This is a genomic window from Acidovorax sp. KNOB132, from assembly GCF_057541515.1.
Genome location: NZ_BAAJYT010000115.1, coordinates 1 through 11,327, shown reverse-complemented (window position 1 = coordinate 11,327; position 11,327 = coordinate 1). Strand labels below are relative to the sequence as shown.

General features: G+C 68.4%; 8 protein-coding genes and 4 pseudogenes. 7 read left to right on the top strand and 5 right to left on the bottom strand.

Annotated features, from left to right (window positions below; translation table 11 throughout):
• The 3 genes and pseudogenes from AC27IO_RS14955 to ligA form a co-directional block, all read left to right on the top strand.
• Nucleotides 1-184 (top strand): annotated as a pseudogene (locus AC27IO_RS14955) (cell division protein FtsZ); the annotation flags it as partial.
• A 33-nt stretch (nt 185-217) separates the two neighbouring features.
• A complete protein-coding gene (locus AC27IO_RS14950; protein WP_498739442.1) occupies nt 218-754 on the top strand; it encodes a hypothetical protein in 537 nt (178 codons plus the stop codon).
• Nucleotides 747-2,109, top strand: a pseudogene (gene ligA / locus AC27IO_RS14945) (NAD-dependent DNA ligase LigA); the annotation flags it as partial. The gene AC27IO_RS14950 and the pseudogene ligA, both read left to right, overlap by 8 nt.
• On the opposite strand, the pseudogene AC27IO_RS14940 reads toward ligA, so the two are convergent.
• Nucleotides 2,059-2,361: pseudogene (locus tag AC27IO_RS14940) on the bottom strand (response regulator); the annotation flags it as partial. The pseudogenes ligA and AC27IO_RS14940 overlap by 51 nt on opposite strands.
• A 117-nt stretch (nt 2,362-2,478) precedes the next feature.
• On the opposite strand from AC27IO_RS14940, the gene AC27IO_RS14935 reads away from it, so the two are divergent.
• Both AC27IO_RS14935 and AC27IO_RS14930 read left to right on the top strand, forming a co-directional pair.
• On the top strand, nt 2,479-3,240 hold the full coding sequence (locus AC27IO_RS14935; RefSeq protein ID WP_498739440.1) for a phosphatase PAP2 family protein: 762 nt from the start codon (nt 2,479-2,481) through the stop codon (nt 3,238-3,240).
• Entirely contained in the window at nt 3,227-3,814 is a 588-nt protein-coding gene (locus tag AC27IO_RS14930) for a phosphatase PAP2 family protein (RefSeq protein WP_487089240.1), read from the top strand. The genes AC27IO_RS14935 and AC27IO_RS14930 overlap by 14 nt, the downstream gene beginning before the upstream one ends.
• Here AC27IO_RS14930 and pyk read toward each other — a convergent pair.
• The 4 genes and pseudogenes from pyk to AC27IO_RS14910 all read right to left on the bottom strand — a co-directional run bounded on the left by pyk (nt 3,747) and on the right by AC27IO_RS14910 (nt 7,892).
• Nucleotides 3,747-5,182: pseudogene (gene pyk / locus AC27IO_RS14925) on the bottom strand (pyruvate kinase). The gene AC27IO_RS14930 and the pseudogene pyk sit on opposite strands and share 68 nt — an antisense overlap.
• A gap of 202 nt (nt 5,183-5,384) precedes the next feature.
• Nucleotides 5,385-7,151: a hypothetical protein gene (locus AC27IO_RS14920; RefSeq protein WP_498739438.1), complete on the bottom strand. Its 1,767-nt coding sequence runs from the start codon at nt 7,149-7,151 to the stop codon at nt 5,385-5,387.
• Complete coding sequence (locus AC27IO_RS14915; RefSeq protein ID WP_498739436.1) at nt 7,141-7,632, bottom strand: hypothetical protein; 492 nt, start codon at nt 7,630-7,632, stop codon at nt 7,141-7,143. The genes AC27IO_RS14920 and AC27IO_RS14915 overlap by 11 nt, the downstream gene beginning before the upstream one ends.
• Complete coding sequence (locus AC27IO_RS14910; RefSeq protein ID WP_487089237.1) at nt 7,629-7,892, bottom strand: hypothetical protein; 264 nt, start codon at nt 7,890-7,892, stop codon at nt 7,629-7,631. The genes AC27IO_RS14915 and AC27IO_RS14910 overlap by 4 nt, the downstream gene beginning before the upstream one ends.
• Before the next feature lie 653 nt (nt 7,893-8,545).
• Here AC27IO_RS14910 and AC27IO_RS14905 point away from each other — a divergent pair.
• Nucleotides 8,546-10,927, top strand: a complete 2,382-nt coding sequence (locus AC27IO_RS14905; protein WP_498739433.1) for a TonB-dependent hemoglobin/transferrin/lactoferrin family receptor — start codon at nt 8,546-8,548, stop codon at nt 10,925-10,927.
• Between the two features lie 57 nt (nt 10,928-10,984).
• Nucleotides 10,985-11,327, top strand: a 343-nt coding sequence (locus AC27IO_RS14900; RefSeq protein WP_498739431.1) for an EF-hand domain-containing protein, incomplete at its 3' end; no start/stop codon positions are given.

Genomic DNA, 11,327 nt, shown 5'->3' with positions numbered 1-11,327 from the left:
CCTGCGCGAGGTGGCCGCCGCCCTGGGCGAGGCCATGGACGGCGCGCTGTGCGACCAGAACGGCACGCCGCTGCCCGCCATGACCATGGACCCCATCGCCGCCGACCTGGAGCTGCTGTACGACAAGCTCGACAGCCGCGAGCTGTCGGCCGGCTCGCTGCTGGCGCGCCGCCTGTTCAGCTGAGTGGCCGGTCATCCCGGGCCGAAAGGACACCCCATGCGCTGGTGGCACGTGCTGTTTCCCCCGGTGGTGGAAACACCCCAGGGGCTGTTTCGCCCTTCGAACGCCGTCCTGGACCGGTGGTTGCCAGCCATCGGGTGCCTGGTGGTCGCGGGTGTTGCGCTGTGGCAGTACCGGACGATCGGCCGGTTCAACTACTTTGGCCTGGTCTACCTGGGGTTGTTCGTCGCCCCGGCCATCGCCGGTTGGCGTGCCCGGCGCCAATTCGGCCGCATGGGCAAGCCCCTGGTGCGCATCGACGGTTCGGAAGTCTTCCTGAGCCTGCCCCAGAACGTGCGGCCCGGCCACGTGCAGGTGCCGCTGGCAGATGTCCGGGCCATCGTGGTCAAGGGTACGCCGGGCCAGCGCAGCTACGTGTTCGAGCGCCACGCGGGCGAGCCCATCGAGGTGCGCCCCGGGTTCGGTCGGCTCGATGCGCGGGTCGTGGATTTCCTGCAGCGCGCCATGCCCGCTGCCATTCCTGTGAACGTGCAGGAGCCTCCTACTTTTCTGGGTTCCATCCGTGGTGACTGATTCCAAGCCTTCCGCAGCCGGCGCGCTGCCCCTGCAACCCGCCGAGGCCATCGACGCGCTGCGCGCCCAGCTCAACCGCTGGGCCCACCAGTACTACGTGCTCGACGAGCCCACGGTGCCCGATGCCGAGTACGACCGCGTGTTCCGTGAACTGCAGGCGCTGGAAGAGGCCCACCCGGACCTCGTCACCCCCGACTCGCCCACCCAGCGCGTGATCGGCGCGGTGATGGAGGGCCTGTCGCCCGTGCGCCACCGCGTGGCCATGCTCAGCATCCGCACCGAGACCGACACCGAAGCCAGCGGCGCCCGCACCTTCGATGCCCGCGTGCGGCGCGAGCTGAAGCTGGCCGAAGGCGATGCGCCCGTCGAATATGTGGCCGAGCCCAAATTCGACGGCCTGGCCATGAGCCTGCGCTACGAAAACGGCCGCCTGGTGCAGGCCGCCACGCGCGGCGACGGCGAGGTCGGCGAGGACGTGACGCACAACGTGCGCGCCATCCGCCAGATTCCCTTGACGCTGCCCACGGGCGGCAAGAACGGCGCCCCCCCCGGTGCTGGAGGTGCGCGGCGAGGTCTACATGCGCCGCGCTGATTTCGACCAGCTCAACGAACGCCAGCGCGAGGCCGGCGGCAAGACCTTCGTCAACCCGCGCAACGCGGCGGCGGGGGCGGTGCGGCAGCTCGATTCGGGCATCTCGGCGCAGCGGCCCCTGAGCTTTTTCGCCTATGGCCTGGGCGACGTCACGCCGGCCGGCGAGGGCGGGCCCGACTTCGGCACGCACTACGACATGCTGCAGGCCCTGAAAGGCTGGGGTTTTCCGGTGGCGGCGCAGGTGCGCGTGGCGCACGGCGCTCAGGAGCTGATCGCCTTCCACCAGGAGATCGGCGCCTCGCGCGACCGCCTGCCCTACGACATCGACGGCGTGGTCTACAAGGTCAACCGCCTGGACCTGCAGCGCCAGCTGGGCTTCGTCACGCGCGAGCCGCGCTGGGCCGTGGCGCACAAGTACCCCGCGCAGGAGATGGTCACCCGCATGGACGGCATCGACGTGCAGGTGGGCCGCACCGGCAAGCTCACGCCCGTGGCGCGGCTGGCGCCGGTGTTCGTGGGCGGGGTGACCGTCACCAACGCCACGCTGCACAACCTGTTCGAGCTGCGCCGCAAGAAGGCCCGGGTGGGCGATCAGGTGATCGTGCGGCGCGCGGGCGACGTGATTCCCGAGGTCGTGGCCGTGGTTCCGCCGGCGCTGGGCGCGGCCATGCCGGCGCCCGAGCCCGTCCGTGAAGACTCCGCCGCCGCGGCGGCCACCGATGCGCTGGTGGACCTGGTCCCGGGCGGTGAGGATCAGCACCGGCAGGGCCGGATCGGGCAGCGCGGGCGCGCCCGGGGCACCGGGCGGGCTGTGGCGCAACCGGCGCAGCAGCTGGGCGCCATCGCCATCGGGCAGACCCAGGTCCAGCAGCACGGCATCGAACCGCTCCATGCGCAGGGCGCTCCAGGCGGCCGCCACGCTGGAACACACGTCCACCGCATAGCCGCGCTGGTGCAGGTTGGTGCGCAGGCCGTCGGCAATGCCTGCATCGTCTTCGACCACGAGGATTCGCATGGGGGCGATTGTCACCGCGATGTGGATTCGCCAGAGCCCGCCCGTCCGGCGGACCGAAAAACATGGTGGAGACCACCGTTAAGACGGCGTTAAGAGCGGCTGCTATCGTCCGCCCCCATGCCGACTTCCTACCCCCCTGTCGCTGCGCCTGCCGCATCGCGACTCTCCCCTTCGCTTCCACCGCTGGCCTGGGCGCTGGGCGTCCTGGCGGTACTCATCGCCTGGGACAGTTCGGGCCTGGACCTCGATCTGGCCCGGGTGTTCGGCTCGGCACAGGGCTTTCCCCTGCGCGACCACTGGCTTTTCGTGCACGTGCTCCATGAAGGCGCGCGGCGGCTGGGCTGGGTGCTGGTGCTGGTGCTCGCTGTCGGCGTGTGGTGGCCGGTGGGCGTGCTGCGCCGGCTGGACCATGGCGAGCGGGTGCAGATGGCGATCAGCGCCCTGCTGTCGCTGGGGGTGATTGCCCTGCTCAAGCAGAGCAGCACCACCAGTTGCCCCTGGGACCTGGCGGAGTTCGGTGGCGTGGCGCGCTACGCCTCGCATTGGGCCCTGGGCGTGATGGACGGCGGCGGCGGCCACTGCTTTCCCGCAGGGCATGCCTCGGCCGGCTTCGCGTTCCTCGGTGGCTATTTCGCCCTGCGCCGCAAGGCGCCACGCGCCGCGCGCTGGTGGCTGGCCGGCGCCCTGGCCGCCGGTGTCATCCTCGGACTGGCGCAGCAAGCACGCGGCGCCCACTTCACCAGCCACACGCTGTGGACTGGCTGGTTCTGCTGGATGACGGGCTGGCTGTGCGACCTCGGGGGACAGTGGATGCGCCGGCATTTCCCGGAACTGGACAGCCACCTGACCGCCGACGCCGACGCCCATGCTGTCCATTGAACTGGCGCTGTTCACGGCCGTGAACGCCACGGCAGCGACCCCGACCGGCATCGTGACCGCCGCGCGCTGGCTGTCGCAGGGGTTCCCCATCCTTGCAGGGCTACTGGTGGCCGCGGGCCTGGCCTTTGGCAGCCCCCGGCTGCGCCAGGCCCTCATGCTGAGCCTGGTGGCCGTAGTAGTCGCCTGGTGCGCCGCGCACGGCATCCGCGCATGGTTTCCCATGCCCCGCCCGGGGCAGCTGGGCCTCGGCGTGCAGTGGATCGAGCACGGCGTCCGCGCGGGCTTTCCCAGCATGCATGCCACCGGCGCGTTCGCGCTGGCCCAGGGGTTGGCCCTGGGGCTGCACCGGCGCCACGCGCCCTGGCAATGGCTGGCCTTCGGACTGGCGGCGGCCGTGGCGTGGAGCCGCGTCTGCCTGGGCGTGCACTTTCCCGCGGACGTGCTGGCGGGCGCACTGACCGGCTGCGCGAGCGCCCTGTTCGCCAGGGCCCTGCTGCGGCACGCGCTCAGCTGGCGCGGCAGATCTTCAGCATATTGGTTCCGCCCGGCGCGCCCATCGGCTCGCCGCACGTGATCGCGTACAGGTCGCCCTGCTGCACGATGTTGCGGCTCTTGAGGTGGCCTTCGGCCTGTTCCAGCGCGGTGTCGCGGTCGGCGCTGGTGTCCATGAGCAGCGGGCGCACGTTGCGGTACATGGCCATCTTGCGCTGCGTGGCCACCTTGGGGGTGAGCGCGTAGATGGGAATGTGGATGCGGTGGCGGCTCATCCACAGCGCGGTGGAGCCGCTCTCCGTCATGGCCACGATGGCCTTGGCCCCCAGGTGGTGGGCCGTGAAGAGCGCGCCCATGGCGATGGACTGGTCGATGCGGCCCAGGGTCTGGCCGGTGAAGTCGGAATCGCGCTCGGGGTCTTCCGCGCCTCGGCGGCGGCGCAGATCTTGGCCATCTCCTCCACCGTCTCCAGCGGGTATTTGCCCGCAGCGGTCTCGGCGCTCAGCATCACGGCGTCGGTGCCGTCCAGCACGGCGTTGGCCACGTCGCTCACCTCGGCGCGCGTGGGCACGGGATTGGTGATCATGCTTTCCATCATCTGCGTGGCGGTGATGACGACCTTGTCCATGTCGCGCGCCATGCGGATCATCTTCTTTTGCAGCGCCGGAACGGCCGCGTTGCCCACCTCCACGGCCAGGTCTCCCCGCGCCACCATGATGCCGTCGGACACGCGCAGGATTTCCTCCAGGCGCGGCACGGCCTCGGCCCGCTCGATCTTGGCGATCAGGCCCGGCTTGTGCCGGTACTCGGCTGCAGCCACATTGCACAGCTGGCGCGCCATTTCCATGTCGGTGGCGTTCTTGGGAAAGCTCACGGCCACGTAGTCGGCCTGGAAGCTCATCGCGGTGCGGATGTCCTCCATGTCCTTGGCGGTGAGGGCCGGTGCGGTGAGGCCGCCTCCCTGCTTGTTGATGCCCTTGTTGTTGGACAGCTCGCCACCAATCTTGACGGTGGTGTGCACTTCCTCACCGCGCACGGCGTTCACCACCAGCACGATCAGGCCGTCGTTGAGCAGCAGCACGTCGCCGGCCTTCACATCGCGCGGCAGTTCCTTGTAATCGAGGCCCACGCCGTTGTCGTCGCCCGGAATGGTGCGCGACGCGTCGAGGATGAAGGACTGGCCCTGCTGCAGCTGCACGCGGCCTTCGGCGAACTTGCCCACGCGGATCTTGGGGCCCTGCAGGTCGGCCATGATGGCCACCTCGCGGCCCGCGCGCTGTGCGGCCTCGCGCACGGCGATGGCGCGATCAATGTGGTCCTGCGCCTTGCCGTGGCTGAAGTTCAGCCGCACCACATTGACCCCGGCACGGATCATCTGCTCCAGCAGTTGCGGGTCGCTGGAAGCGGGCCCGAGGGTGGCAACGATCTTGGTGGCGCGGCGGATCTGCATGGCGGTTCGGTCTCTCTGCATGGATGTAATCGGGTTTCAATTTTGCATGAAAAGAGGTTACATCACCTTCAGGCAGACCCCGACTGCGCGCCATGGCCAAAGCAGGTCTGCACTGGCAGGGTTGCAGAGGGCCACCCCCGCTGCGGCAGACCTTGGGCCGCCCTCGATGCCCGGGCGGTTCATCCGCCCGGGCATCGAAACCTCAGACCTGTGCGTCGCCTTCCGGATGGGGCCGGCGCTGCCGCAACCCGACCTGGGGAGCAACGCCGGCATTGCGAGCCTCGGCCTCGGCTTCCCGGCGGACCGCACGCACCGCGCCCTCTGCCTGCCAGCTTCCTCCGATGGCCGCGTACCCCAACCCCGCCAACATGCCGGCGAGGGAATTGCTCAACAAGTCCTGCTGGCTTAGCGTCCCCCCGCGGTTCACATTCCCGAGGATGTTGAAGACGGCATTCCCCGCCGAGATGGCGGTGATGCGCGCAGGCGTCTGGTCCAGCAAACGGCCATAGTCCGTTCCCGTGACGCGAGGATTCCATTGCTGCACCGTACCGGACTGCAGCGCCTCCTGCTGGGTGACGGATATCCAGTCCGCGGTCTCCACCGCCCAGTTGATGGCGGCCTTGATGGCGGACACCCCTGCAATGTCGCCCCACGCATCGCTTCGGGCGCCACTGCTGCTGGCCCCATCCAGCAGCACGGCGCGGGCGGCAGCAGTATCCCCTCCCAGAATCGGAAGCTGGGACCACGCGTTGTTGCCCACGACGTTGGCCAGTCCATAGAACAGGCTGGCCGAGTTGAGGTGGCTGCCGCTCACGCCGCCGGACGTTTCCTCCTGCGTGCCGACCATGCTGAAGGACGCCTGAATGAAGTCGCGTGCGAAGGAATACGCAACGGTCTTGATGTCCCCTGCAAGCACATCGGTGGCCATGCCCACGTTGCCGGTGAGCGTGCCATGCAGCGACAGCCCGATTGAGGCCATGGACGCACCGATCTGCTCCAGCGTCACGATGCGCGACATGAGCTGCTGCGTCTGGCGCATTGACGCGCGCTGATGGTCCGAACATTCGGCCCATTGCTCCGCGGTCATCGCATGAAAACCCCGCGCGGCCGTGTCCGGATCGCGTGCCTCGCGCCGTTCCCGCATCACGGCCATGCCGATGTTGAGCAACCCCACGCCCACCTGCATGCCCAGGACCATGTTGGGCGGTGTGGCGCGAAACGCGACCTTCATGGACTCCCCCATCATCTCGCGCAGAAAGGTGGGCACGAAGACCGAAGCCGCCTGGTGAATGCCATGGCCCAGTACCGCGCCCATGATGCGCTGGCTGGGCAGCATCGAACCCACGGCCTGCACCGTGGTGGACTCCGAGACCGCGGTGCGGGCCGCAGTGGCCGCCTCCCCGAGCCGGTGCAAGGCCGCCCCTCCGGTTTCCATCGCGCCGATGCCCAATTGCCGCAGCATCGCGTTCCAGCTCTGCGGCTCAGGCACCGCCGGCTCCTCGTGTTCCTGCAGCTCTGGCATATCGACCCGGCGACTGGCGCGCAGGAACCGGTCCAGCGGGATATCAACGAGCTCTTCCAGCGCCGGCAACTGGCCCATGGGCGAGAACGACGCATTGGCGTTTGAAACCTCGGTTATCGCCGTTCCCTCACCGAAACCACCGGCGTTCGGAGTAACGGGTTCGCTGCTAATCCAGCGACGGCTGCCTCCGGATAGAGGGGTATGGAAGGATTCGGAACGCGTAGGACTGGACAGCAGGGAGAAGGAATCCCCTTCTTGAAGCGCCTGGCGCGGCGGCATCGTCTGCGGATGCGCATGGGAAAGGCCTCGCCGGCCGGTCAGCGACTCGTGCTGAAGGCGTCCGGAAATGCTGGCGCCCGAGGAGCGGGCCTGGGGCGTCTGAGGTTCAGGGGAAAGTGTGGGGCGGATCGGTGTGGTCGAACCGGACGCGTTCGTTTTATTGAGCATGGGTACGCTCCGTGTGGCCGCCGGAGGCTTCGGGTGCCGCGCAGGGAACGCCCGCCTGCACGGCATTGGCCAGCGCAGCCAGTTGCAGAATGTGCCGAGCGACGACCTCCGCCGAGGCGTTGCCCAGTGGACACCGGCACAGCAGTTGCGGCCCCGCGAAACCGCGGGCAAAAACGGCTCTAAGGCTGAGCATCAGCTGCGTGGATGCCTGCAGCGCGGCCACGCGCCGGGCCGGATCGTCCAGGCAGTCTGCGAGCAAGGGCGCTGTCATGATCAGCGCCTCCTCGTCCACGTCGGGCACCAAGGCAATGGTGCGGCTTTCCAGGGCGATGGTTCCGGTGCGCGAGGCATCCTTTGCCTGCTCCTGCGATGCGCCCAGGAACAAGGCCGTGTCCCTGACCAGCGCCAGAACGCGGGATGACGCTTCGAACTCCTGCACAGGGGCGGGTGGCTGCGGGCGGGGTGCGAGAACGGCGCTCATTGCACACCTCCTTTGCGCGGCGAGGCTGCGCCCAGTGCCAGCACCCCCTCCCGGGTGGCTTGGCACATGGCCAGCAAGCCGCCAAGCTGCGCGGCAAGAAGCTGCTCGTTTTCCTGCTGCGTCTCCAGGCGGCGCACCAGCACGGCATCGCCGTTGTCTTCCATGCCATAGCCCCAGTCGGAGCTGAGCATCGACTGCCCGTTGGCGACCAGCAGCGCGTCGGTCCAGGTTTCCGCCGGAACATGCTCGGGCCGGGCCATCGTGGCAATGGCGGCCCATGGGCCATTGTCCCGATGGCTCAGGGGTGCCACGCGCAGCGTGAACGGCCCCACTTTCGCTTCGCCCGTTTCTCCAAAAATCCGGGCAGTGGCCTCGTCGGCCCCCAGTTGCAGGGCTGCGTCCCTGGCACAGGCCTTGCGCCGGGATGACAGTGCGGGGCCACGCACGGGTGGCTTCGGTTTTGCGTTTTTCATCGTCGTTCTTTCAACCGTTATCGCTTATATCTTTCCGCGCGACATGCGGATTTGGTGCCCTTTACACCAGCCGGCAGTCGTCTCTGAAAATGTGCCGGCCGTTCCATCGTTGAATGTGCGAAGGCGCCACATGCCTCGACAAGCGAAGCGATTGGCCGGGTTGCGAAAAACAAAGTTGACAGGAACGCGCGACATTGAACCTTGGCAGGCGCGCCAGATCATGGCCGCCCCGCCGAGCGGTCGATTCCATCAGGCCGCAAGGTGCATCGCGCAGCGTGGAATCCTTCCATTCAATGCACCAACGCAAATGAGAAATATTCTCATTTGTGTGACAATATGCGCCGTGAGCCAGACAACCTGCAGGGACAACGGTGCCGCGATCGGCAGTGTTCAGACCGCGCGAGAGGGTATCCAGCAGACAACCCTTTTCGACGCACTCCATGGTTCACTGCCTGCACCTCCGGCCTGTTTCTCTTGCGCACGGCGCCCTGCGCTTCGCCCCCATTCCGCATGCCCTTCGCCCGCTGGCGGGTGCTGCGCTCCTGGCGGTCCTCGCCGCCCCTGCCGCGCCGGCGTGGGGACAGGGCTTCGGCACCGGCACCCCAGGCGCCGTGAGGACGGCACTGCTGCCGCAGGTGGACGTGGTGGACGAGGCCGAACGCAGTCCGGGCACCTCCACCGTCGTCAGCGGCGAGGCACTGGAGCAGGCTGGCAGCATGAAGGACGTGGTGCGCAACCAGCCGCTGGTCTCGGCCCCGGGCACCGCTGCGGGCACCACCCGCAATCGCAGCAACTTCGACCGCTCCGGCACGACGGGCTACAACATCCGCGGGATCGAAGGCAACCGCGTGGGCATGGACGTGGACGGCGTGGAAATGCCCGAAGCCACCACCCGCCCCTACGTGAGCCGCGTGGGCGCGAACACCTTCGGCATCGGACGCGACTTCATCGACCCCGAGATGTTTTCCTCGGTCAACATCCTGTCCGGCACCACCTCCGCCAAGCGCTCCGCCGGTGGCATCGGGGGCGCCGTGAGCTTCAAGACCAAATCGGCGAGCGACTACCTGCGGGGCGACCGGACCTCGTACCTGGGCGCCAAGATCGGCTACGACTCGGCCGACCGAGCATGGAACGAGAGCTTCACCGGCGCCGCCCGCAGCGGCGACCTCGATGGCCTGATCGCCTATTCGCGCCGGGACGGCCACGCGGCGCGCAACCACAGCGACGTGGTGAACAGCTACCCCGACGACTGGCACTCGGACGCCCTGCTGCTCAAGGGCGGCCTGCGCGTGGACGGCAGCAATCGGCTGGAACTCTCGGCCGACCTGTACCGCCGCAAGAATGACACCTTCTTCCACGGGTGGAACACCACCAACACGGCCATCACCGAGCAGTCCCGCCAGGCCAGCGACACGGAGCGCAACACGCTGCAGCTGACCCACCAGTGGACGCCGCGCAATGACTGGGTGGACCACGCGGACACCCGCCTGTACTTCCAGGACACGGGCACCACGGACGTGACCGACACCACCACGCTGGCCACCGGCGCCCTGGTGCGCAATCTTTCCGAGAACCAGACCCGCACCTGGGGGGCGTCCACCACGGCGGACAAACGCATCGGCCGGCACCAGTTGAGCTTCGGCGCCAACGCCTCCACCCAGGACGTGGACCGCCCCTGGAACGTGGCGGGCTACATGAAGCCCCAGCCCGACACCACCACCCGGCGCCTGGGCGCCTTTCTCCAGGACGACATCGCCTTCGATGCGGGCGGCAAGCGGCTTGCCGTGATTCCCGCCCTGCGCGTGGACCGCATCGACATCCAGACCCGCAACCTCGGCAACTTCGTCTCCGGCGTGCTCACTGAGCAGGACGTGAGGCGCCTGTACGGCAATGCGCCCTCCACCACCCTCTGGAGCCCCAGCCTGGGCCTGACCTATGACCTCGCGCCGCGCTTCATCACCTATGCGCAGTACAAGCGCAGCGGCCGCGCGCCGTCGCCGGGCGAGATCTTCGGCTCGTGGAACATGGCCAGCAACTACGCCACGGGCAACCAGTACGCGCTGATCGGCAACCGCGACCTGAAGGAAGAGTCGAGCAACGCGTTCGAGGTGGGCGTCAAGGGATCGCCGGCCGACGGCGTGACGCTCAACAGCTCGGTCTTCTACACGCGCTACCGCGATTTCATCGCCTACACCCGCTACACGCGCGCCAGCGCGCCCAGCCTGTTCACGAACGTGCCTGCGCACATCGGCACCATCTACCAGGCCGAGAACCGCGACGAAGCCACCATCTACGGCCTCGAATTGAGCGCACGCCTGGAACACGGCCAGTGGAGCCCGGCGGCCCGCGGCCTGTACACCACCTGGGCGGTGGGCCTGAGCAAGGGCACGTCGCGGTCGCACTACGCCGGCGACAAGGATGTGGCGCTCGACTCCGTGCTGCCACGCAAGGCCATCGTCGGCGTGGGCTACGACGCACCCATGAAGCAATGGGGCGTGAACTTCACCGGCACCTTCGTGGCCGCCAAGCGGGCAGAGGCCACCAACCGCGACAGCTACACCAACGCGGGCGCGGCGCTCACCGACGCCACCACCCAGCTGTTCCGCGTGCCCGGCTATTCCGTGCTCGACCTGAGTGGCTACTGGCAGGTGAACAAGAGCGTGCGCCTGCAGGCCGGCATCTACAACCTGACCGACAAGCGCTACTGGGACTACGCCAGCGCCCGCAGCCTGCAGCCTTCGGTGGCGCGCGACCAGCGCGACATCGAACTGCTCACCCATGCCGGCCGCACAGTGGCGGTGTCGATGTCCGTCGCGTTCTGATCCGCCCGCGCCGGCCTCAGCCGGCCTTCTTTTTCCCCATTCCACAGGAGTCTTCCCATGCCACACCCACTGTCCCTCTTTTCCCACCGTCCTCGCGCCATCCGCCGGGCCGGCATCGCCACCGCCGCCAGCGTGGCGGCACTGCTCGCGGCCTGCGCGGCCCCATCGGCCCCTGCCGGCGACGGCCCGGCGCGGCCGGCAGGCGGCCACGGCAATGCCGCCTTCATCGGTGGCTACGACGCCAACCAGGACGGCCAGGTCACCCGCGCCGAGTACAACGCGGTGCGCAAGCAGCGCTTCGCGGCTGCCGACACCAACCGGGACGGCTGGCTCAGCGAAGCCGAATACGTGGCCGAGTTCGAGGGGCGCCTGCAGCAGCAGTACGCCGCCCAGAAGCGCC

Bases quoted from the DNA above. Each gene is read 5' to 3' on its own strand.
- AC27IO_RS14950 (WP_498739442.1), top strand. From the start codon at position 218: ATGCGCTGGTGGCACGTGCTGTTTCCCCCGGTGGTGGAAACACCCCAG.
- AC27IO_RS14935 (WP_498739440.1), top strand. From the start codon at position 2,479: ATGCCGACTTCCTACCCCCCTGTCGCTGCGCCTGCCGCATCGCGACTC.
- AC27IO_RS14930 (WP_487089240.1), top strand. From the start codon at position 3,227: ATGCTGTCCATTGAACTGGCGCTGTTCACGGCCGTGAACGCCACGGCA.
- AC27IO_RS14920 (WP_498739438.1), bottom strand. From the start codon at position 7,151: ATGCTCAATAAAACGAACGCGTCCGGTTCGACCACACCGATCCGCCCC.
- AC27IO_RS14915 (WP_498739436.1), bottom strand. From the start codon at position 7,632: ATGAGCGCCGTTCTCGCACCCCGCCCGCAGCCACCCGCCCCTGTGCAG.
- AC27IO_RS14910 (WP_487089237.1), bottom strand. From the start codon at position 7,892: ATGGCCCGGCCCGAGCATGTTCCGGCGGAAACCTGGACCGACGCGCTG.
- AC27IO_RS14905 (WP_498739433.1), top strand. From the start codon at position 8,546: ATGGTTCACTGCCTGCACCTCCGGCCTGTTTCTCTTGCGCACGGCGCC.